General features: G+C 69.8%; 16 protein-coding genes and 4 pseudogenes. 11 read left to right on the top strand and 9 right to left on the bottom strand.

Translation table 11 applies throughout. The features are described 5' to 3' along the window. Positions 1 to 165: 165 nt before the first annotated feature. The 3 genes and pseudogenes from AC07AZ_RS34585 to AC07AZ_RS34575 all read right to left on the bottom strand — a co-directional run bounded on the left by AC07AZ_RS34585 (position 166) and on the right by AC07AZ_RS34575 (position 2965). Entirely contained in the window at positions 166 to 1131 is a 966-nt protein-coding gene (locus AC07AZ_RS34585) for an oxygenase MpaB family protein (protein ID WP_478854699.1), read from the bottom strand. Positions 1132 to 1319: 188 nt separating this feature from the next. Beyond that, positions 1320 to 1815 (bottom strand): annotated as a pseudogene (locus AC07AZ_RS34580) (IS110 family transposase); the annotation flags it as partial. A 136-nt stretch (positions 1816 to 1951) separates the two neighbouring features. Continuing rightward, complete coding sequence (locus AC07AZ_RS34575) at positions 1952 to 2965, bottom strand: NADP-dependent oxidoreductase (RefSeq protein WP_478854698.1); 1014 nt, start codon at positions 2963 to 2965, stop codon at positions 1952 to 1954. Positions 2966 to 3426: 461 nt separating this feature from the next. Here AC07AZ_RS34575 and AC07AZ_RS34570 point away from each other — a divergent pair, with 461 nt between their 5' ends. Beyond that, complete coding sequence (locus AC07AZ_RS34570) at positions 3427 to 3570, top strand: hypothetical protein (RefSeq protein ID WP_478854697.1); 144 nt, start codon at positions 3427 to 3429, stop codon at positions 3568 to 3570. Positions 3571 to 3687: 117 nt separating this feature from the next. On the opposite strand, the gene AC07AZ_RS34565 is transcribed toward AC07AZ_RS34570, so the two are convergent. Continuing rightward, positions 3688 to 4635: a hypothetical protein gene (locus AC07AZ_RS34565; protein WP_478854696.1), complete on the bottom strand. Its 948-nt coding sequence runs from the start codon at positions 4633 to 4635 to the stop codon at positions 3688 to 3690. A gap of 173 nt (positions 4636 to 4808) precedes the next feature. Between AC07AZ_RS34565 and AC07AZ_RS34560 the strand changes: the two are divergent. Beyond that, positions 4809 to 5398, top strand: a pseudogene (locus AC07AZ_RS34560) (transposase); the annotation flags it as partial. Here the strand turns inward: AC07AZ_RS34560 and AC07AZ_RS34555 are convergent. Both AC07AZ_RS34555 and AC07AZ_RS34550 read right to left on the bottom strand, forming a co-directional pair. Further along, a complete protein-coding gene (locus tag AC07AZ_RS34555; RefSeq protein WP_478854695.1) occupies positions 5334 to 5666 on the bottom strand; it encodes a hypothetical protein in 333 nt (110 codons plus the stop codon). The pseudogene AC07AZ_RS34560 and the gene AC07AZ_RS34555 sit on opposite strands and share 65 nt — an antisense overlap. A 136-nt stretch (positions 5667 to 5802) precedes the next feature. Then, the gene (locus AC07AZ_RS34550) at positions 5803 to 6351 is read right to left on the bottom strand and encodes a carboxymuconolactone decarboxylase family protein (protein WP_478854694.1); all 549 of its coding nucleotides are present in this window, start codon (positions 6349 to 6351) and stop codon (positions 5803 to 5805) included. Between the two features lie 719 nt (positions 6352 to 7070). Here AC07AZ_RS34550 and AC07AZ_RS34545 point away from each other — a divergent pair. The 3 genes from AC07AZ_RS34545 to araB all read left to right on the top strand — a co-directional run bounded on the left by AC07AZ_RS34545 (position 7071) and on the right by araB (position 10553). After that, positions 7071 to 8195: a sugar ABC transporter substrate-binding protein gene (locus AC07AZ_RS34545; protein ID WP_478854693.1), complete on the top strand. Its 1125-nt coding sequence runs from the start codon at positions 7071 to 7073 to the stop codon at positions 8193 to 8195. A 52-nt stretch (positions 8196 to 8247) separates the two neighbouring features. Continuing rightward, positions 8248 to 8394 (top strand): hypothetical protein, encoded by a 147-nt coding sequence (locus AC07AZ_RS34540; protein ID WP_478854692.1) that lies wholly within the window; start codon positions 8248 to 8250, stop codon positions 8392 to 8394. 485 nt (positions 8395 to 8879) lie between these two features. After that, positions 8880 to 10553, top strand: coding sequence for a ribulokinase (araB, locus tag AC07AZ_RS34535; protein WP_478854691.1), 1674 nt, complete (start codon positions 8880 to 8882; stop codon positions 10551 to 10553). A gap of 464 nt (positions 10554 to 11017) precedes the next feature. On the opposite strand, the gene AC07AZ_RS34530 is transcribed toward araB, so the two are convergent. Then, the gene (locus AC07AZ_RS34530) at positions 11018 to 12037 is read right to left on the bottom strand and encodes a LacI family DNA-binding transcriptional regulator (protein WP_478854690.1); all 1020 of its coding nucleotides are present in this window, start codon (positions 12035 to 12037) and stop codon (positions 11018 to 11020) included. Between the two features lie 256 nt (positions 12038 to 12293). Between AC07AZ_RS34530 and AC07AZ_RS34525 the strand changes: the two genes are divergently transcribed. From AC07AZ_RS34525 to AC07AZ_RS34505, 5 genes are all read left to right on the top strand, one after another. Continuing rightward, complete coding sequence (locus AC07AZ_RS34525) at positions 12294 to 14324, top strand: glycoside hydrolase family 127 protein (protein WP_478854689.1); 2031 nt, start codon at positions 12294 to 12296, stop codon at positions 14322 to 14324. Positions 14325 to 14396: 72 nt separating this feature from the next. Beyond that, on the top strand, positions 14397 to 15647 hold the full coding sequence (locus AC07AZ_RS34520; protein ID WP_478854688.1) for a sugar ABC transporter substrate-binding protein: 1251 nt from the start codon (positions 14397 to 14399) through the stop codon (positions 15645 to 15647). Positions 15648 to 15761: 114 nt separating this feature from the next. Next, positions 15762 to 16742, top strand: coding sequence for a carbohydrate ABC transporter permease (locus AC07AZ_RS34515; protein WP_478854687.1), 981 nt, complete (start codon positions 15762 to 15764; stop codon positions 16740 to 16742). 56 nt (positions 16743 to 16798) lie between these two features. After that, positions 16799 to 17560 (top strand): carbohydrate ABC transporter permease, encoded by a 762-nt coding sequence (locus AC07AZ_RS34510; protein WP_478854730.1) that lies wholly within the window; start codon positions 16799 to 16801, stop codon positions 17558 to 17560. Positions 17561 to 17739: 179 nt separating this feature from the next. Next, positions 17740 to 19509 carry an RICIN domain-containing protein gene (locus AC07AZ_RS34505; protein WP_478854686.1) on the top strand — a complete coding sequence of 590 codons (1770 nt, stop codon included), beginning with the start codon at positions 17740 to 17742 and terminating at the stop codon, positions 19507 to 19509. A 116-nt stretch (positions 19510 to 19625) separates the two neighbouring features. On the opposite strand, the pseudogene AC07AZ_RS34500 reads toward AC07AZ_RS34505, so the two are convergent. Then, positions 19626 to 19799 (bottom strand): annotated as a pseudogene (locus AC07AZ_RS34500) (DoxX family protein); the annotation flags it as partial. A 97-nt stretch (positions 19800 to 19896) separates the two neighbouring features. Then, positions 19897 to 20469 carry a dihydrofolate reductase family protein gene (locus AC07AZ_RS34495; protein ID WP_478854685.1) on the bottom strand — a complete coding sequence of 191 codons (573 nt, stop codon included), beginning with the start codon at positions 20467 to 20469 and terminating at the stop codon, positions 19897 to 19899. A gap of 340 nt (positions 20470 to 20809) precedes the next feature. Here AC07AZ_RS34495 and AC07AZ_RS34490 point away from each other — a divergent pair. Next, positions 20810 to 21019, top strand: a pseudogene (locus AC07AZ_RS34490) (CGNR zinc finger domain-containing protein); the annotation flags it as partial. Positions 21020 to 21278: the final 259 nt, after the last annotated feature.

Genomic DNA, 21278 nt, shown 5'->3' with positions numbered 1-21278 from the left:
TGCCGACTCCCCCACGCTGCCCAGGCACGACCGGACCAGGTGTCGCCTCCGGCCGCGCCGCCGTGGAGAGCGGAGACTCGTCCGGTCGAACCGCGTCTACCGGATCCGGTGTCGCCTCCGGCTGCCCCGCCGTGGAGAGCGGAGCTTCGTCGGGTCGAACCGCGTCTACACGTCCGGCGCGTAGTGCTCCGGCTTGCCGCGCTCGGACGGCGGAGGCAGGTTCCGTCGGGGCGTCTGCGTCGGCGCGGCGTCAGCCGCCGACCGGCCCCGTGCGCGACGCCAGCCCGCCCGGGCTCGCGGGTGGTAGCGGCGGTCGTGCGGGACAAGCTGGAACAGGGCGTTGACCACCCGGCAGACCCCGCGGTGGCGCCGGGCGTCCGCCTGCGACCAGGTGAAGCCGAGCAGCTCCCGGACCTCCCGGTCGTAGAGCCCGATGGTGAACCAGAGGAAACCTCGCCCGATCAGCGCGCCGACCGGGCGCCAGATCAGGTTGGGCAGCCACGGCAGGAACGGTGGCCTCGCGATGCGGGCGATGTCGAGCACGTCCCGGGTGGCCTTGTTGTCCTCCAGGACTTCGGTACACATGTGCTTCCAGTAGCGCTGGAAGTCCGGCCAGCTCTCCGGCACCGGCCGCATGCTCATGCCGTACAGCCGGTACCACTGAACGTGCTCGTCGAAAAGCCGGCGCTTGTCCGCCTCACTGATGCCGCCGGCGAAGTGTTCCGCGATCAGGATCGTGCTGATGAAGAACGTGGAGTGCGCCCAGTAGAAGGTGTCCGGGTCAAGCGCGTGGTACCGGCGCCCCCGGGCATCGACGCCCTTGATCCGGGCGTGGTAGCCGCGTACTTCGAGCGCGGTCCGATGGGCGCGTGGGCCGTCGTACACGACTCCGTTGATGGGATAGAGCGAACGGAACAGCCGCTGCCAGCGCTCCTCGAAGAACCGCGAGTGCTCCTCCACGCCCGCGCCGAGCCCGGGATGCATGTTCTGCATGGACCCGGCCCACAGCGCGGTGAGAAGTCCGCGCCAGTCTCCGAGATACTTCCAGGTCAGCGAATCCGGGCCGAGCGGCTCCGGTTCCCCGACCGACAACTCCCGTTCTCCGTCCGACATGCGGCTGTTCGCTTCCATGGTCAGACCATGCCCGCCCGCGCCGGATTCCGGAAGCCTGTGACAGCTCCCGGGACAGGACAGGGGAAATCCAAGACGCGGCCCAGGTGCTCGGGAGGCTGCCCGCCTTGACGCACGCCCTGGCCAACGCGTGCCACACCCGGCTCGCCGTCTCACCACACGTCCCGGCCCACGCGTGCCATACCTCCCCTGTCGCCCGAGCCCCCGGGCAGGAAAGCATGGTGATCGGTGAAGCGGCCGTCAGTGCCTGGGCCAGGATCTCGCGTTCGGCCCGCATGCCGGCCTTTACCATCTTCGCCGGCACCCGCGGATCACGCTCGCCGGGGACCACCGCCTCCAGCATCGCGCGGGCCGACTAGCCCAGCAGGCCGGAGACGACGGCGGACAGCTGCATCCCGGCGTCTTCGAGGAGCTTCTCCAGTCGCTGGGCCTCGCGGGTGCGTTCGCGGATGACCTCGGTGCGGCAGCCGGTCAGGTCGCGCGGTTGCCGGATCTCCGGCGGCGGGACGAACGAGGGCCGGACGAGGCCTGTTCGACCCTCCTGCAGACCCACTCGGAATCCGCGACGTCGGTCTTTCGGCCGGGGACGTCCTTCATGTGCCGGGCGTTCAGCAGCCAGCACTCGATGGCGGTCTCCAGCAGGTAGAACGCCGGCTTCCCCTACGAACCAGTGGCTTCCATGCCCCGCGTTCGACGTCAGCATGAGGCAGGCGTTGCCGGCGCCGCGTCGGCGTCCGCCGCTCCGCCAGGCCGGGGGCCGCCTCGCCCGGACGTATCGCGGCGAGGCTGGTGCTTCCCCGGCCGGGAGCGGCCTTCGCGCCTATACGACCGTCAGCACGATCTTGCCCCGGAGGTGCCCCTGGGCTGCTCGCTCGTGCGCCGCCCTGGCGTCCTCGAGCGGGAAGGCGCTGTCGATCGCCACGTGGATCGTGCCGTCCTCGACCAGGCGCCCGATCCCGGCGAGCTGCGCGCCGTTCGAGCGGACCTGGGTGGCCGTGACCGTGACGCCCAGCTTCGCGATCTCCTCGTCGTCGAACTCGCCGAAGTAGACCGGGTAGAGAGACCCGCCGCGCCTGAGGGTGCGCAGGAAGCGCCGGCTGCGGGGTCCCCCGACGGTGTCCAGGACGAGATCGACGCCACGGACGACGTCCTCGGGACGATCCTTGGTGTAGTCGATGAACTCGTCGGCGCCGAGCTCGCGCAGGAACTCCTCGTGGGCGCCGGAGGCCACGGCGATGACGTGGGCCCCCTTCCACCTGGCCAGTTGGAGAGCGAGGTGCCCCACGCCACCGGCAGCGCCGTTGACGAGGACCGTCGTTCCGCTGTCGAGAGCCATCGGGCGGTGCGGGGCTTCCTGGAACGGCGAGGGGTGATCGTGCCCGAGCTCGATCAGGAACTGCCACGCCGTCAACACCGCCATGGGCAGGCCCGCCGCGTGCACGTGGTCGACGGCATCCGGTTTGCGAGCGAGGTCCGACGCCGGAGCGGTGACGTACTCGGCGTACGCGTTGCCCTGCAGGGTGGTGGGGAAGCGCAAGAGGCCGAACACCTCGTCGCCGACCGCGAAACCGTCGACGTCGGCGGCGACGGCTTCCACGACACCCGAGACGTCCGTCCCCGGAATCAGGGGGAGAGCGAGCGGCGGCTTCAGCTCGGGAGGCACGTCGGGCATCCCTTCGCGCGCATACCAGTCCGGAGGGTTGACGCCGACCGCGTGCACGCGGACGAGCACCTCACCCGACTTCGGTTCGGGAACGGGCACCTCCTCGTGGCGCAGCACCTCAGGGCCGCCGAACTCGTGCAGCCGGATCGCCCTCATCGTGTGTGTCGACATGATTTTCTCCTGTCCGCACCGCGGGATACGCCGATCGGATCAGCGATCCGGTTATCCGGACCACTGATCCAGATAATATGGATCACCGATCCGGATAGTCAAGAGGGACAGCTGCGGGCCGACGCCAGGAAGAACCACGACCGCCTGCTCGCCGCCGCGGGCGACGTAACCATGACGTCCTGGATCGCCGCACAGGACGACCGAGCGCAGGCCACCGCCACGGTCCGGCGCTTCGGCGCGCTCACCAGGTCCACGCCTTCACTGCGGGCCTACCACCACGACATGACCGAACGACTGGTCACCGCCGCGGCCGAGGTGCTGGCCCAGCGCACCGGGACGGCCCCCAGGACCCGGAGCCACAGATCGCCGCGACCGCCCTGCTCGGACTGTGGCCCATCCAGTTTCCGAGTCTGAGAAAACACCTCGACGGCTTGCACGCCCCCGAAGAGGTCCGTGCGGCGGTGACCGCCGACGTCCACCGCGCGGCCAGACTCATCGACTCCGGCCTCGCGTCCATCGTGGACATCGCGAGGCCGGGGCAGACCAGGTCGGTGGGAGGCGGGCAGAAGCAGAAGGCAGGCGAGACGGCGGCCGTCGACACCTGACGGACTGTCCGGCCGCTCCCACGCCGGCGAGCGGCGCTCGCACTCTCGCCGCGGCCGACGTGCAAGAGGGCGCGACGGATTGCGCGCGCCCCGCACACCGTGCGGGGCGGGCAGGTCTCAGTTGGGCAGTTCGACGTTCCACGTGCGGTTACCCGCCGCGGTGGCGTTGATGGGCGCCGACGCCTCAGGGTGCTCGGGGTCGAACTCCGACTGCACCCGGTGGACCATCTCGTCGCTGGTCCAGAACGGTTCCGCCTTGGTGAACCGGCCGCCCAGCTTGCGGCGGACCTTCCAGCGGAACCTGACCTCGTAGTCGGAGAGCCAGTAGCCGGCGGACATCCTCGCGCCGCCCGAGAATCCGGGGCTGTCGTCGAAGGAGATGTGATCGGCCGCGTTGACGATGTTTCCGTCTTCCGTGTTGTAGGGCGGACGGAAGGGACCATCGACGACCCACTGGCGCTTGTCCCTCTTGGGACGGTAGTTCACCGCGTTCGGCGTGATCTGGTGGTTCTCGTCGGTGACTTCCTGCCAGAAGTCGTACGCGTCTGCCGCCGGCGTCGTCATCCCGTTCGCCCGGCGCAGCGTCGCCACCTGCTGGAAGCCGATCGCCGCGTCGCCGTCGAGTGTCTGCTTGGCGGGGCCGTCGTACTGGGAGGTGAACGTGAGGGTGGGATTGCCGATCTCCTCCGGCTCCCCCGCCTTCTCGCCGCCCTTGACCGCCGTCCCGGCCCTTCCGCTGCGCGTGGTCCGGGTCGCCTGCTGATCCTTCCCGGTGCGCTGCTGTTGCTGCGGCGGGCTCTCGCCCCGCTCGATGCCGGATTCGTCCTGGTTCCGCTTGGAGCGCGTCCCTGACGCGGCCCAGGGGATCCTCGGCCCCGCCGCTCCGCTCTCCCCCACCATCCGGCTGACCGCCGCGTTGCCCGCGGAGCGCTGGATTGCCATCGCCCGGGCGGGAGTCATCGGGCCCTGGGCTGGGGCCACCTGGTGCTCGCGCGCGCTGTCCACGGGCGGACGGATCACGTGTCCGGCGGCCTCGGCCTTCTCTTGTCCCTCGCGCACACGCACGGCAAACGTTCCCCTCGCATCGGCGGCGTACCCCTCGCCGGAGGCACAACAGCTCACCGTAGACCGCTGGCGAACGGCGCTTCAAGCACGCCCGTGTACGCCGCGGGGCAGCAGGAGTGGCCGCTGAGGGCAATCGTCCTCTGCCCTTTCGGGTAGCCGGGCACGCGGTGACGAAGATCAACGGCCGCAAGCGCCACCTGGTCGTGGACAGCAAGGGCCTGCTGCTTTTCGCCAAGGTCACCCGGCCGACATGACCGACCACGACGCGGCGAAGGAAGTGCTGTTCCGGCTGCGGCTGATGCACCCGGAGATCACGATCCTCTGGGCCGACTCGGCCCATGCCGGACAGCTCGTGACCTGGGCGAAGAAGTACCTGAACGGTCAAGACCGTCAGTCGCCCCAAGGACGCGGTCGGGTTCGTCGTCCTGCCCCCGCCGTTGGGTGGTCGAACGTTCGATCGCCTGGGTCATGCACGCCGACGCGCCCGCGACTACGAACGGCTCATCCAGCACGCCGCGGCGCCGATCACCTTGGCCGCAGTCGCCCTCACGACCAGGCGCATCACCCGCCGGGCCGGCCAGCCGGCATTCCTGAAAGCCCAGCGGGACTGATCACTATCGAGGCGGGCCCCGTATCGCTTGACAGACCCCATGCGCCCACCAACACCGTGGCCCGGTCAGACTGTCCGGCTATGCAGGCTACTCAGGCCGGCGAACTCGCATGTCCCGAAGCGGCTTCCTGTCGAGCACCTCGACGTACATGATCCGCCCGAACACGACGTCCAAGACGAGCATGCCCTCCGAGGACAACAGGGGCACACATCGATGTCCCTGTCCGTACGGCTGTCCGTCCGGATGTGGCTCCGTCTTGAAGCTCTGGCAGAAGTCGTCGCCGCAACTGCACTCCGCGACCAGACGGAGATCCCACGCGCAGATGGCCAGTTCGTTCTCGCCGTCTTCTTCCAGAAGCGCCACCAGCTCGCTGACCAGCTCAGGAAAAACCTCGCGAACCAGGGGGCACTCCGGGTCCATGGAGCGAGACAGTACCCAAGAACCCGCGGCCCCTGACAGCTATTTGGCTGCCCAGTTCAGACACAGGCACTTACCGCCCCGCCGACCATGCCCCTGACCAGCCGGCGCAGTACGCCGCCGAAGCGGCGTGCGGGTCTCAGCCGTCCGCGTCGGTTCCGGCCGGGGGCACGTCCCCGTAGGGCGGGGTCTCCCCCGCGGTCGTCACCTCGAAGGTGTTGAGGAAGTTGCAGACGAACTGGTAGAAGCCGACGGTGATGACGAGGTCGGCGAGCTGGTTCACCGTCAGGAACGCAAGCACCTCGTCGCGGGCGGCGGTGTCGAGGGTGTGGCGGGTGAGCAGCCGGTCCGTGGCGGTGAGAATGGCGGCTTCGGGTGCGGACAGTCCCTCGGTGGAGCCGGTCGTGGCGGCGGAGACCGCTTTCTCACCGAGTCCGACGAGACGGGCGATGTTCTCGTGGTGATGGATCTCGTAGGCCGCCCCGTAGACATGACCCACGCGGACGATGGCGAGCTCGCGCAGCGAGTCCGGCAGCGAGTTCCGCTTCAGGACGGCGTCTCCCAAGGCCAGCACGTCCGGCGCCAGGACCGGTGAGTGCATCATCATCCGGAACACGTTGAGCGAGCCGTTGCTGGTCACGGCCTCCTGCAGTTCCGCGGGCAGTGTGGAGAGATCCGGGTACTCCATGTCGGCTCCGTTCGAAGGGGATGAGGGATCGCACAGCACGGACTTCCCCACCCGGCGCGCGCATTGAACGCCCGCCTCTTGTACGGGTGGTACGGACGGTCAGGTCGGGGCGGCGCGCGACGCTGTTCGGCTGCGTCTCGTGCAGATGTACGTCGGGCGCGGCCAGAGGCTGCCCGTGCCGGGCCCCAGCCCGGATCCAGGACCCGGGCCGGAACGGCGTCGAGGAGATCGGCGAGCCGGCTGTCGCGTTCACGGCCGCGGCGAGGCGGCCCGCGTGGTCCGGGTGGCGGCCCCGTGGGCTCGGCCGAAAGGCCGCGGCGGCCCGCAGTGCCGCGTCGGCCTCGTCGAGCATCACGGCGAACGACTGGAACACGTGCGGGACTTGAGGCCGCACCTGCAGTTCGACCTGCACGTCGTGGTCGGCGGCGCGGGAGGCCGGCCGTACGGCGTCGTCCAGCGGGATCTCGTGGGAACCCACCTGGCTGAGCGAAGAGTGCGCCGCCGGACGGGGCGTCCGTGACACGGAGGGTGTCCGGCCTCCGATGTGGAGGTACTGCGGCAATCAAGCGTGGAACAGCGGTGCGCCCGGGGGAGAACCTGTACGAAGCCCCGGCAACCCCTACTGCCCAGCACGCGCTGATCGCAGAGTGGTACCGTCGCCGCGTCGGTCCACGTCATCTGGTCGCCGGGCGGCTTCATCGCCCCGGAAGGCACTTGAAGTGAACACTCGACCCGGCCATCTCACCGCGCGCGGCTTCGCCGCGGCACTGGCAGCTTCCGCGTCCGCCCTCTCGCTGACCGCGTGCGGCGCCATCGGCGGGGACAACTCCTCGGCGGTCTCGAAGAAGGGCGACGACATCACGGTGGGGCTTCTCCTGCCCGACCGGGACACGACGCGCTTCGAGAAGTTCGACCGTCCCCTCATCACGCAGCGGATCGCCTCCCTCACGAACGGCAAGGGCAAGGTCCGCTACGCCAACGCCGGTGCGAGCGAGGCGACACAGAGCAAGCAGCTCGCGGAGATGATCGCCGCCAAGGTGGACGTACTGCTCGTGGACGCGGTGGACGCGAAGGCCATCGCACCGGGCATCGAGAAGGCCAAGGACGCCGACATCCCCGTGATCGCCTACGACCGGCTCGCCGAGGGGCCGATCGACGCCTACGTGTCCCACGACAACGAGCTCGTGGGTGAGGTGCAGGGCCGCTCTCTCATCGAGGCGCTCGGCGGCAAGGCCTCCACCAGCAAGATCGTCATGATGAACGGTTCTCCCGCCGACCCGAACACGGCACGGTTCAAGAAGGGCGCGATGACCGAGCTGGAGAACAACGTGGTCATCGCGAAGTCGTACGACACCGAGGAGTGGCTGCCGGCGGTCGCCGAGGCGAACATGCGCAAGGCGATCAAGTCCGTCGGGCTCAGCAACATCGCCGCCGTCTACTCGGCGAACGACGGCATGGCGGCCGCGGTCATCGACGCGGTGAAGAAGGCGGGAGCCACCAGGATCCCTCCGGTGACCGGACAGGACGCGGACCTGGCGGCGGTGCAGCGGATCGTCTCCGGCGAGCAGTACATGACCGTGTACAAGTCGTTCATGCTCGAAGCGACCAACGCCGCCGAGATGGCGGTGGCCAAGGTCCAGGGCCGTGCGATCGCCTTCGACGCACTGACCCGGGACACGATCGACAGCCCCACGCAGAAGAGCATCCCGTCGATGTTGGTACCCGTGGTCGCGCTCACGAAGGACAACATCAAGGACACGGTGATCAAGGACGGCGTCTACACGGTCAAGGAGATCTGCACACCGGAATACGAGGCCGACTGCGCGGCGATCGACCTGACCTGATGCCCCGCCTCGGGCACTTCCTCATCGGCACACGTTCCTTCGGGTGGGCGTGGTGGCGAGCGGCACCGGGGAGGTGACCGCCGCGCGCCGCGTCAAGGGCAAGGTCTCTCTCACGCCGGACGCTGCATGGCACGACGGGACCGACTACGACCCGGACGGCGTCACCTGGCGCCGCGAGCCCGATCCACGATCGTCGTAGGGAGCTGGGCGCCATTCCCAGTCCGCAGCAGGAGGGCCACATGTCCCGCCGCGGCGAGACGCGAACGCCCGTGGCGCGCATGGCGTGCGGTGAAAGCGTGCCGGGACGAGTCGCCGCTCTGTGAGCTGAGTCGGGTGCGGGACCGGGCGCGTCCGAGCGGGCTCCCCGCGGTTCACCCGAGGGTGAGGGTCCTCGGGTGAACCGACCACTGGATCGCTGGTCCATGCCGTCAGCTCCGGAGCCACAGACGGGCGTCAGGACGACGGCACGAAGTGAGCAATCATTTTCTCAACGCGGCCGCAGATACGTTTCCCTTCAGCGTCCGCATCTCCAGAGGATCTTGTTCGCGGCCATCGCCCCGTCCCGGCGCGCCGCGCGTCCAGCGTTGCGAATGATGACGGCCGTCTCGCACAATACTCGGCTGTCTGTCCCGCACCATTCGACGTCACGGAGGACGGCCGGTGCACACGCAGCACGATGAATCGATGAGCCCGGCCCCCTGCGTCATCGGGGTCGACTTCGGCACCCTGTCGGGACGGGCCCTGGTGGTCCGCGTCAGCGACGGCGCGGAGCTGGGCGTGGCGGAACACCCGTACCGGCACGCTGTTCTCGACCGGGACCTGCCTGACGGTACGCCGCTGCCGCCCGACTGGGCGCTACAGGTGCCCTCGGACTACCTCGACGTGCTGCGCCACGCCGTACCCGAAGCCCTCGCCCGCGCCGGCGTCCGGCCGGAGCAGGTCATCGGCGTCGGAACGGACTTCACCTCCTGCACGATGCTGCCGGTGCTGGCCGACGGCACGCCCCTGTGCGAACTGCCCGAGTACACCGCCCGCCCGCACGCCTACGTGAAGTTGTGGCGCCACCACGCCGCCCAGGACCAGGCGGACCGGATCACCGCACTGGCACTCGAACGGAAGGAACCGTGGCTGGCGCGATACGGCGGGAAGGTCTCCTCGGAGTGGCAGTTCGCCAAGGCGCTGCAGGTGCTGGAGGAGGACCCTGACGTCTACCGGCGCACCGAACGGTGGTTGGAGGCCGCCGACTGGATCGTGTGGAGGCTGTGCGGAACCTACGTCCGCAACGCCAGCTCCGCGGGCTACAAGGGCCAGTACCAGGCCGGCGCCCACCCTTCCCGTGACCACCTCGCCGCCCTGCACCCCGAATTCGCCGACTTCGTGGCCGACAAGCTGGACCAGCCGACCGGCACCCTCGGAACCGCCGCGGGAGGGCTGACCGCCGAGGCCGCCGCCTGGACCGGCCTGCGGGAGGGCACCACGGTCTGCGTCGGCAACATCGACGCCCATGTCACCGTGCCGGCGGCAGCCGCCGTGGAACCCGGACAGATGGTCGCCATCATGGGCACCTCCACCTGTCATCTGATGAGTTCGGACCAGCTCGGCACCATTCCCGGCATGTGCGGCGTGGTCGACGGCGGCATCCTGCCCGGGCTGTGGGGATACGAGGCGGGACAGAGCGGCGTCGGCGACATCTTCGGCTGGTTCGTCCGCACCGGGTTCCCCGCGTCGTACGCCCAGGAGGCCGCCGCCCTCGGCCGGGACGCGCACGAACACCTCACGGCCCTCGCCGCGGCACAGAACGTCGGCGAGCACGGCCTGATGGCCCTGGACTGGCACAGCGGCAACCGTTCCGTCCTGGTCGACCACGACCTCAGCGGTGTCCTGGTGGGCCTGACCCTGTCGACCCGGCCCGAGGACGTCTACCGCGCCCTGCTGGAGGCGACCGCCTTCGGCACCCGCACGATCATCGACGCCTTCGAGGAATCCGGCGTACCGGTACGTGAGCTGATCGTCGCGGGCGGACTCACCAAGAACGAGCTGCTGATGCAGATCTACGCAGACATCACCCGGCGTCCGCTGGGCGTCATCGGTTCCGCGCAGGGGGCGGCTCTCGGAGCCGCGATGCATGCCGCGGTCGCCGCGGGCGCCCACGCCGACATCCGCGCCGCGGCCCACGCCATGGGCCGGGTCCACCGGGACGTCCACCTGCCCGACGCCGAGCGTGCCGCGGCCTACGACCGCCTGTACGCCGAATACCGGCTGCTTCATGACCACTTCGGCCGCGGGGGCAGCGAGGTCATGCACCGGCTGCGGCGCATCCGCGTCCACGCCTCCGCCCGCCGCCCCCGATCCGCCTGACGTGAAACGCGGCACCCCCACGCACGTCCACCGGGTCCGACGACGGCCCGGGACACTCCGGTGTGGGCTGGGCCCCCCGGGTCCCCGGTCCGACCCGTGGGCACGGTGAGAAGGGCCTTGACCATGCTGGAGTCCTGACCTGGCCGGACCCCGCCGGCGGCAGACACCTGGTGTCTCACCGGGGGCCGGCGTGGACCGGCCTGCGCCCGCCCGGCCCGCCCTGCCGCCCGCCCATCAGCAAGGGCCCACAGCAGGCCGCCGGGAACCGCACCTCTCATGCCGTGGGACCGCGCCCGTCGGTCAACGCCGCCAGGGCCCGCAGCAGGCCGCCAGGCCGCCGGGAACCGCACCTTTCATGCCGTCGGACCGCGTCCGTCGGTCAACGCCGCTCGTTCAGCGCGTACTTGGCCACCGCCGATGCCCGCTGCACCGGACGGGCTCGGCCCTCCTCGCGCCGCGACGGCTCAGCTGGACTCGCGGACGACCAGTCGGCAGGGAACGGTGTGCACGCCCGGCTCCGGCTGGGAGCCGATGGCGTCCAGCAGTCTCAGCGCCGCCTGCCGGCCGATCTCGGAAAGGTCCGTGTCGATCGTGGTGAGCGGCGGGCGGCAGGCCAGAGCCATGACGTCCCAGTTGTCGTAGCCCACGACCGCCACCTTGCCGGGGACCTCCACGCCGTTCTCGCGCAGGGTGTCGGCGACGCCCCTGGCGATCTGGTCGTTGCCGCAGAAGAACGCGTCCGTGTCCGGTGCGGTGCGCAGGACAGCCTCGGCGGCTCGGCGTCCCCATGCCTCGCTCCACTCGCCGAAATGGACCCGGCCGGTGGACAGTTCCAGCGAGGAACGGGCCAGCAACTCGAGGGTGTGGTGAGCGCGGTCCCTGGCAGCCGCATGGTGCGCCGGCCCGGTGACGTGCGCGATCCGTGTGCGGCCGGTCGCCAGCAGGTGCTCGATCGCCAGGTGCGCTCCGCTGCGGTCGTCGGACACCACGGAGATGTCGTCCGGGTCGGTGGACGGAGAGAGCGCGTAGACCGTGGGGATCGGGTCGATGCCCTTGAGGGGCGGCCTCGGATCGGTACGCCGGCCGGTGACGATGATGCCGTCCACCCGCCGGTCCGTGAGGTTGCGCAGATGATGCTGCTCGCGGATGGCGTCGCCACGGGTGTCGCACAGGAGCACCGAGATCTTGCCGGCGCCGAGCGCGTCCTCGGCGCCGAGCAGTACGGGTGTGCTGAAGCGGCCGATGCCGTCGGTGGTCATCAGTCCGACGGTCCAGCTGCGGCCGGTGTGCAGGCTCTGCGCATGCTGGTTGGGACGGAAGTCGAGCGCCTCCACGGCGGCCAGGACACGCTGCCGGGTCTCGGGGCGCATTCTGCCGCTGCCGCTCAGCGCTTTCGAGGCCGTCCCGACGCTGACGCCGGCCAGCTTGGCGACATCGGTGAGCTTCGCCCGCCCGGCCGGCAGGGACTCTGGAGCGGCGGTCACGCGCAATCCTTTTCCTCGATGACATCGGTGACGTCCATCCTGGCACCGTTCACGTCCACAGGCCAGCCTTGACAGGAAGCCTGGAAATACTTGCGGCACACCCCTTGACTGCGACTCGCCCACTACCTACGTTTCCGGCAGAAAAACGTTTTCTCAAACGGGTCCGAGAAGCGGAACGCCACTCGCCGTCGCGGACGCCCTCACACCCCCCGTGCGCCGGCCCCGCCCGCTTCCCCCTCTACCTCCTCGGAGCGCCATGCCCCGCCCACCTTCCGCCGTGCCCTCCGCCACGCCCTCGGCCTCGTCCGAAGCGGGAAGCTCCCCGACCGGCCAGGGTCCCACCGGACTGGTCCCCACCGGCCCGATCCGCATCGGCCCGGTCCGCATCGGCCCGGATGCCAAGGCCACGCTGACCCCTGCCACCGTTCAGGTCCGTGCCGGGTTCTGGGACACCCGGCGCGAGGTCAACGCGCACACCTCCATCCCGCAGGGCCCCGGACTGCTGGAGTCGGCGGGCAACCTGCACAACCTGCGGATGGCGGCGGGCGTCGCCGAGGGCGAGTTCCGGGGCGCCTACCCGTTCGTGGACTCGGACGTCTACAAGTGGCTGGAGGCCGCGTCCTGGGAGCTCGCCCGGCACGCCCGCGCAGAGGACAGCCCCCTCGCGGCGGACGTCGAACGGATCGTCTCCCTCGTCGCCGACGCACAGCAGCCCGACGGTTACCTCAACACCTGGTTCCAGCTCCTCAAGGACGGCGTGCGCTACCAGGACCTGCGCTGGGGTCACGAGCTGTACTGCGCGGGCCACCTGATCCAGGCGGCCGTCGCGCACCACCGAACCACCGGACGCACCGAACTCCTCGACGTGGCACGGAAGTTCGCCGACCACATCGACTCGGTCTTCGGCCCGGCCGGCAGCGGCAGACCCATCGACGGCATCGACGGCCACCCCGAGGTCGAGACCGCCCTGGTGGAGCTGTACCGGGAGACCGGCGAACGCCGCTACCTGGACCTCGCCGGCTACTTCGTCGACCGCTTCGGCCACGGCCTGCTCGGTCACGAGGCGTACTGCCAGGACCGCGTCCCCCTGCGCGAGGCGACCACGGTCGAAGGTCACGCCGTACGCCAGCTCTACCTGCTGGCCGCCGCGGCCGACCTGGCGACCGAGACGGGGGACGCCGAACTGCGCGCCGCCGGGGAACGCCTGTGGACGGCGATGGCCGCCACCAAGACGCATGTGACCGGAGGGCTGGGCGCCCACCACGACGAGGAGGACTTCGGCGACCCGTACGAACTGCCCAACGAGCGCGCCTACTGCGAGACCTGCGCCGCCATCGCCTCGATCCAGTGGAGCTGGCGAATGGCCCTGCTCACCGGCGAGGCCCGCTACTCCGACCTGATCGAGCGCACCCTCTACAACGGCTTCCTGGCCGGCGTCTCGCTGGACGGCGAGCGCTGGCTGTACGTCAACCCGCTCCAGGTCCGCGACGGCCACACCGACCCCGGCGGCGACCAGTCGGCCCGCCGCACCCGCTGGTTCCGCTGCGCCTGCTGCCCGCCCAACGTGATGCGGCTGCTCGCCTCCCTGGAGCACTACCTCGCCTCCGGTGACGCCGGCGGTCTGCAGATCCACCAGTACGTCACCGGCCGCTACGCCGGCGACCTCGGCGGGGCCCCGGTCGTGGTGAGCGCCGAGACCGACTACCCGTGGCAGGGCGCGATCGGCCTGACCGTCGAAGAGACGCCGGCCGACCGTCCCTGGACCCTCTCGCTGCGCGTCCCCCAGTGGTGCCGCGAGTTCCGCGTCCGATGCGCAGACGCGGTGTACGACCAGAGCGACGCGCCCGTGGCCGACGGCTGGCTGCGGCTGCGGCGCGTCTGGGCGCCCGGCGACCGTGTCGTCCTCGAACTCGGCCTGGAGCCGCGCCTCACAGCCGCGGACCCACGCGTGGACGCCGTACGCGGCTGCGTCGCGATCGAGGTCGGCCCCCTCGTGTACTGCCTCGAAGGAGTCGACCACCCCGGCGGCGGCCTCGACGACGTCATCCTCGACACCACCCGCCCCCTCGCGCTGAAGCACCGCCCGGACCTGCTCGGCGGTGTCACCACGGTCATCGCCGCCGGCCGGCGGCGGCAGCTCCCTGACGCGGGCTGGTGGCCGTACCGGCGCGCGGAGACCAGCCCCGCGCCACAGTCCGGCGTGTCCCTCGAACTCACCGCGATCCCGTACTACGCGTGGGCCAACCGCCACAACGGCAGCATGCGCGTCTGGCTGCCCATCTCCTGACCCCCGCCGCCGCTCGCCCCTTCGCCCTTCTCCCCGCGCCGCTACGCCCCATCCCGAGACAACGAGGTCACCGTGAGAAACACCCGCCGTACCCTGATCGCCGCCATCGCCGCCATCGGTGCGCTCACCTCCGTCACTGCTTGCGGAGGCGGCTCCGGCTCGTCGGGCTCCACCGACGCGTCCGCGGGGACGTACACCTTCTGGGACCCCTACCCTCAGTTCGACGCCTCCTCGGCGTGGAGCAAGCTCGTCTCCGGGTGCGGTACCGACGCCGGGGTCACGATCAAGCGCACCGGCATGGACACCACGGACCTGGGCAACAAGGCGCTCCTCGCCGCCCAGCAGGGCAACGCCCCCGACGTGATGCTGGTGGACAACCCGGTCGTCTCCACGCTGGTGGAGGCGGGGATCCTCAACAAGACGAGCGATCTCGGCCTGGACACCAAGTCGATCCAGGCGAACATCCTCGGCGCGGGCACGATCGACGGCGCCTCCTACGGTGTGCCCATCGGCGCCAACACCCTCGCGCTCTACTACAACGCGAAGGTCCTGTCGGCCGCCCACGTCGACCCCGCCTCCATCAAGGACTGGACTTCGCTGACCGCGGCCCTCAAGAAGGTCAAGGGCGCCGGCAAGAAGGGCATCACCTTCTCCGCGATCAACACCGAGGAGGGCAGCTTCCAGTTCCTGCCCTGGTTCTGGGGTTCCGGCGCCGACCTCACCGAGCTGGACTCCGCCAAGGGCGTTGCCGCGTTGGACCTGTGGAAGCAGTGGGTCGACGCCGGCTACGCGCCCAAGGACGTCCTGCAGAACACCCAGACCACCAGCTGGCAGGAGTTCGCCACCGGCGACTACGCGTTCAGCGAGAACGGCACCTGGCAGCTCGGCAACGCGGAGAAGGCAGGGTTCGACTACGGCGTCATCAGCATCCCCGGCCAGAACGGCGGTGCGGCTCCGGTGCCGACCGGAGGTGAGTTCGTCACCGTGCCCGTGCAGAAGGACAGCGGACGCTACGACGTCACCAAGAAGATCGTCACCTGCCTGACCAACTCCGCCAACCTGCTGTCCACGGACACCACCCTGGCCTACGTCGCCCCCGTCGCAGCGGTGCAGGCCAAGCAGGTCACCGACAACCCCAAGCTCAAGCCGTGGGTCGACGCGGTGGCCGCGGCACGCGGGCGCACCAGTGGCGGCCTGGGCACCAGGTACCCGACCATCTCCCAGCCGATGTGGACCGCCGTACAGTCCGCCCTCTCCGGTGGCCAGAGCCCTCAGGCAGCTCTCGCCGCCGCCCAGACAGCCGCCGGCAAGGGCAAGAACTGACCTTCGACGTCCCGTAGGGCACGTCCTCACGGGCCGTTCCTCCCAGGACCGCACGGAACCCGAACCGCCCGGACACCACCGCTCCGGGCAGGCCACCCGCATCCAGGAGTTCGCATGACCACCGCCCGCGTCGACCACCGCTCACCGCGGTCCCCGGTCAGCTTCGCGGCGACCGGTACCGGCAACCGGACGGACGCCTCGGCGTTCCGACGCCGCCGCCGCAGAAGCCGGCTGACCGCGCTGGCGTTCCTCGCGCCGCTGGCCGTCTACCTCGCCGCGTTCTACGTCTATCCCCTGTACCGCAACCTCGACCTGAGCCTGCGCGACTACACCGTCCGCTCGTTCGTGGCAGGGGACGCGCCCTTCTCCGGGCTGGCCAACTTCCGTACCGTCCTGGACGATCCCACCTTCGGCCCCGCGCTGCGCCACACCATGATCTTCACCTTCGTGTCGATCGCCTTCCAGTACGTGGCCGGGCTCGCCCTCGCGGTCTTCTTCAACCGTCACTTCCGGCTGGCCGGCACCCTCAGGGCACTGTTCCTCATCCCCTGGCTGCTGCCGTTGATCGTGTCGGCGTCGACCTGGTCATGGATCTTCAACAGCGAGTCCGGAGTCCTCAACCACGCCCTCCACCTGGTGGGCGTGGCCCCGGTCGACTGGCTCACCTCACCGAACTGGGCGCTGGCCTCGGTCATCATCGCCAACATCTGGATCGGCATCCCCTTCAACCTGGTGATCCTCTACAGCGGACTGCAGAACATCCCCGGCGAGCTCTACGAGGCCGCCGCCCTGGACGGGGCCGGCGCCTGGCAGCAGTTTTGGCGCATCACCTTCCCGCTCCTGCGCCCGGTATCAGCGATCACCCTGCTGCTCGGCCTCGTCTACACCCTCAAGGTGTTCGACCTGATCTGGATCATGACCAAGGGCGGCCCGGGTGACGCGTCGTCCACCCTGGCGACGTGGTCGTACCAGCTCGGGTTCGGCACGTTGCTGCCCAGGTTCGGGCCGGGAGCGGCGGTGGGCGACATCCTCATCCTGATCGCCCTCGCCTTCGGCCTGCTGTACATCCGCGTCCAGAGGAGGCAGGAAGCGTGACGTCGCGTAAGGGCTCCCGCCGCTACACCGTCATCGGTCTCGCTCTCACCGGGCTGATGCTGTTCCCCGTCTACTGGATGATCAACGTCTCGCTCACCCCCCAGCAGGACATGCGCAAGAGTCCACCCGACCTGCTGCCCCTGCATCCCACCTTCGAGGGCTACCGCGCCGTCCTCAACGACCAGATGCCCTACCTCGGCACCAGCCTGCTCATCGGTCTGGGCACGGTCGTCCTCACCCTGGTCCTCGCCGCCCCCGCCGGCTTCGCGCTGGCCAAACTCCGGCCGCTCGGCGGAGGGCTCCTCGGACTGGTGCTGCTGGTCGCCCAGATGATTCCCGGCATCGTCATGGCGATGGGCTTCTACGGCATCTTCCTCGACGCCGGCCTGCTCAACTCCTGGTGGGGTCTGATCATCGCCGACTCGACCATCGCCGTGCCCTTCGGCGTCATGATCTTCACCGCCTTCATGTCCGGCATCCCCGGCGAGCTCATCGCCGCGGCCCGCATCGACGGAGCCGGCCCCTGGCGCACCTTCCGCTCCGTCGTCCTGCCGGTGAGCCGCAACGCGATCGTGACGGTCTCGCTCTTCAGCTTCCTGTGGGCCTGGTCCGACTTCGTCTTCGCCAACACCCTCGACGGCGGCGGCGACTGGCGACCGATCACCCTCGGCATCTACCACTACATCGGCAACAACAACCAGGAGTGGAACGCGATCATGGCGACCGCCGTCGTCGCGTCCCTGCCCGCGGCGGTGCTGCTCGTCCTCGCCCAGCGGTACGTGGCAGCGGGCGTGACCGCGGGCGCGGTCAAGGACTGATCCCCCGTGCCCGCCCCCGGCACGGGGCCGCGCTCCCCCGCTCTTTGCATCCAGCACCGAGGAGGGCTGTCACTCACCCGCACCCGAGCTCCCACTCGACCGACACCGGTCGCCGATCCCCGAACCGCCCCGGCGCCCGCACGACTGGCACGTCCCCTTCGTTCCCAGGAGAGCCGCTGATGTCATACCTGAGCCCCCACCACCGCCACAGAGCAGCCCCCGGCCGCACCACCGCCGCCGTCATCGCCACGGCCCTGGCCACCACCGCCCTCGTCCTGACGGCCCCCTCCGCCCAGGCCACGCCCACCTCCTCCACCACCCTGGTCGTCAACGCCAACCAGACCCTGCGGTCGGTCACGCATGTCGGCACCGGCAGCCTCTACGGCCTCGCCGACGACGGCACGCCCGCCGACAGCCTGGTCAGCGCCCTCAAACCGAACACGTTCGTGCAGATGGCGCCCGGCGGCCACCAACTGCCCAACGGCGAGCCCGCCCCGGCGGGTGACGCGCTCGTCGTGGCACCCAAGGCGGCCCGGGCGGGCGCCAAGGTCGTCATACGGATGCCGGACTGGTACCCCGACTTCCCCTACAAGTGGGTCAGCATGAGCGACTGGCTGTCCGCCGTCGACACCCAGATCGCCTCCGTACGGTCCTCCGGCGCCACGAACATCGCCGCCTGGGCGATCTGGAACGAGCCCGACCTGAACTGGGACACCGCCAAGGCCGGCCCCTTCAACACCGCCTGGAACACCACCTACAGGGAGATCCGCTCCAAGGACACCGCCACGCCCATCCAGGGGCCCAGCTACTCCAGCTGGAAACAGAGCGACATGAACACCTTCCTCACCCAGGCCAAGGCCAACAACACCGTGCCGGACGTCATCGCCTGGCACGAACTCCAGGGCAGCGCGAACATCGCCGCGCACGTCTCGGCGTACCGCTCCCTGGAGTCGAGCCTCGGCATCAGTCCCCGCCCGATCGACATCGAGGAGTACGGCACGCCCTCCGAGATGGGCAACTCCGGCGCCCTCGTCGGTTACGCCGCCAAGTTCGAGCGGGCGGGTGTCCGCGACGCCGAACTCGCCTTCTGGAACCACTACGGCACCCTCGGCGACACCCTCACGGACACCGGCGGATCACCCAACGGCTCGTACTGGACCTACAAGTGGTACGGCGGCATGTCCGGGACCATGCTCGTCACCACGCCGCCCGCCCAGACGGGCATCGACGGCATCGCCTCCCTCAACGGGGCGGGCAACCAGATCAGCGTCGTCGCCGGCGGTTGCACCGGTTCCTGCGCGGTGACCGTCAACGGCCTCTCGTCCCTGTCCGCCTTCGGCGGCACGGTCCACGTGAAACTGGAGTACTCCCCCGACAGTGGCCGCACCACCGCCTCCCCCGGCCCGATCACGATCTCGGACGCGGACTACACCGTCTCGGGTGGCTCCATCACCGTGCCGGTGACCATGAACGCCTCCGACGGCTACCATCTGGTGGTCACTCCGAGCGGCACCAGCACCTCGCTGGCCGGCCGCTACCAGATCACCAACAAGAACAGCGGTCTCGCGCTGGACACCCTGAACGCCGCCACCGCTCAGGGCACTTCGGCGGTCCAGGCGACGTCCACGACCGGCACTGACCAGAACTGGACGCTCCAGGCCGCGAGTTCGGGCCTGTACAAGATCGTCAACCAGAAGAGCGGGCTGCTGCTCGGCATCGACAGCATGAGCACAGCCGACGGCGGAACCGCTCTGGTCTGGGGCGACAACGGCACCGCCGACCACCTCTGGCAGCTCGTCCCGGCCCGCGACGGCTACTACAAGATCGTGAACTACAACAGCGGCAAGCCGCTGGGGGTGAACGCCATGAGCACCTCACCCGGCGCCCAGGTGCTTCAGTGGACCGACAACGGCACCGCCGACCATCTGTGGAAGCTCACCGCACGCTGAGACGAGGGACCACAGCCCCGCGTCCGCCACGCACCGCGGGCGCGGGGCCACCGTACGCGGCGGACGCCCTGCAACGACGACAGCCGAGGCGCAGCGCACGGGAGGACTCCAGTCGGTCAGCCGGCGCCGTGCTGCACCAGCCCCAGAACCAAGGCCGCCGACGCGGTCAGCAGGAACACGATCCCGCCCGCGATGTCACGGGAGCCCACTCGCAGGCGGGCGATGATCGCGCCGACGACGTACGGCACGAGACCGGCGGCGGCGACCGTGTCGAGAGTCCCGACCTTGAGGACGCCCGGGACACTCTGGAAGGGGCCCTGTGCCATCTGCCCGGGGGAGCCCGAGCGGATCTGACACTCGTAGCCCGTCCGGTCTCTCCCGGCGCGGTCAGCGCACGACGTCGAAGACGTTCTTCTGGAGGCCGTTGGAGTATGCCTCGTGCTCGACGAGCTTCAGCTTCTGGGTGTCCTTGTCCGTGGTGCTGAACAGGCGCTTGCCGGCGCCGAGCAACAGGGGGAAGACGAGCAGGTGGTAGCGGTCGATGAGGCCGGCGTCCGAGAGGTCCTGGTTCAGCTGGGCACTGCCGTGGACGATGATCCGGCCGCCGTCGGTCTGCTTGAGGGCGGCGACGTCGTCGAGGGAGCGCAGGATGGTGGTCTCGCCCCAGTCGGAGACGAGCTTGTCTTCGGTGAGGGTGGTGGAGACGACGTACTTCGGCATGGTCTTGTACAGAGCGAACTCCGGCATGTTCGGCCAGACAGGGCTGAAGGCCTCGTAACTGGCGCGGCCCATGAGCACCGCGCTGGACTCCTGCTGTTCCCGCCCCTTGATCTCGAAGGCCTCGGGGACGAAGTCGATGTCCTTGAACGTCCAACCGGCGTTGCGGTACCCGGGCTCGCCGCCGGGCGCCTCGACGACGCCGTCGAGCGAGACGAAGGCCGTACTGATCACAGTGCGCATGGCAACTCTTCCTGGGGTCTGTGGTGTCTGTTCGTTTTTCGGGCGTCCGGCTCGGCTTCACCCACTGGCTCAGGCAGAGCGGGTGCTCCGTCACAGCAGCGTCCAGCTCCGCTCCAGGATCTCTCCGACAATTATTTTTGTCAAGGCAAGAAAACTAGTCGGTGAAGGGTCCGCCGGCCGGTGTGGCGGCGCCGTCAGGCCGATGCCCACTGGTGCCGCATCGAGCTCATGACGAACCCCGAGGCGAGCCGGCCGGGACCTCCGCCACGTTCCCGGAATGCGCCGACACCCGGCAGCCGCTCCCGCGCCGCTCGACGCCCGGCCTGCATGACCAGCACCATCACCCCCGCATGCCCGGCTGGCCGTCGAGGTGGTGCTCGCCTGGGCCGCCACCGAGAAGCAACTGCCCGGCAGGCTTCGCCCCTGCGCCAACGACGAGTGCCGGCTGTTCCTGCTCGACCGCAGCCGCGCCAACCGCGCCCGCCGGTGCTCGATGGCCGTCTGCGGCAACCGCGAAAAAGCACGCCGCCACTACGAACGCACCCGCTGACCCGCCCCCACACGCGCCGTACGCGGCTGGCGTTCTCACAAACGTTCCTCTGCCGGAGCAAGATCAAGAACGGGCCGCCGGGCCGCCGTTGATCTTGGATCGGCTCTCAGGAGCCGTTCTCGCGGGAAGAGGCGAGTCGCCCCCTTCTGAAAGATGTTCGTGACAAGCCCAGACGTACCCCGAGGCCATCGAGGCGGCCCACGCCGACTTCGCAGCGCCCTACCGGGCCTGCGCCCCCGCGTCGGCGGGGCGCCTGTCC

The sequence above is a fragment of the Streptomyces sp. NPDC043878 genome, from assembly GCF_056435735.1.
Note: the sequence above shows the minus strand (reverse complement) of the source record. Positions and strands in the feature narration are given on the sequence as shown.

Excerpts from the sequence above, each read along its gene's own strand:
- AC07AZ_RS34525 (WP_478854689.1), top strand. The coding sequence starts at position 12,294 with ATGCCCCGCCCACCTTCCGCCGTGCCCTCCGCCACGCCCTCGGCCTCG.
- AC07AZ_RS34575 (WP_478854698.1), bottom strand. The coding sequence starts at position 2,965 with ATGTCGACACACACGATGAGGGCGATCCGGCTGCACGAGTTCGGCGGC.
- AC07AZ_RS34515 (WP_478854687.1), top strand. The coding sequence starts at position 15,762 with ATGACCACCGCCCGCGTCGACCACCGCTCACCGCGGTCCCCGGTCAGC.
- AC07AZ_RS34585 (WP_478854699.1), bottom strand. The coding sequence starts at position 1,131 with ATGGAAGCGAACAGCCGCATGTCGGACGGAGAACGGGAGTTGTCGGTC.
- AC07AZ_RS34505 (WP_478854686.1), top strand. The coding sequence starts at position 17,740 with ATGTCATACCTGAGCCCCCACCACCGCCACAGAGCAGCCCCCGGCCGC.
- AC07AZ_RS34495 (WP_478854685.1), bottom strand. The coding sequence starts at position 20,469 with ATGCGCACTGTGATCAGTACGGCCTTCGTCTCGCTCGACGGCGTCGTC.
- AC07AZ_RS34555 (WP_478854695.1), bottom strand. The coding sequence starts at position 5,666 with ATGGACCCGGAGTGCCCCCTGGTTCGCGAGGTTTTTCCTGAGCTGGTC.
- AC07AZ_RS34550 (WP_478854694.1), bottom strand. The coding sequence starts at position 6,351 with ATGGAGTACCCGGATCTCTCCACACTGCCCGCGGAACTGCAGGAGGCC.
- araB (WP_478854691.1), top strand. The coding sequence starts at position 8,880 with ATGAGCCCGGCCCCCTGCGTCATCGGGGTCGACTTCGGCACCCTGTCG.
- AC07AZ_RS34510 (WP_478854730.1), top strand. The coding sequence starts at position 16,799 with ATGCTGTTCCCCGTCTACTGGATGATCAACGTCTCGCTCACCCCCCAG.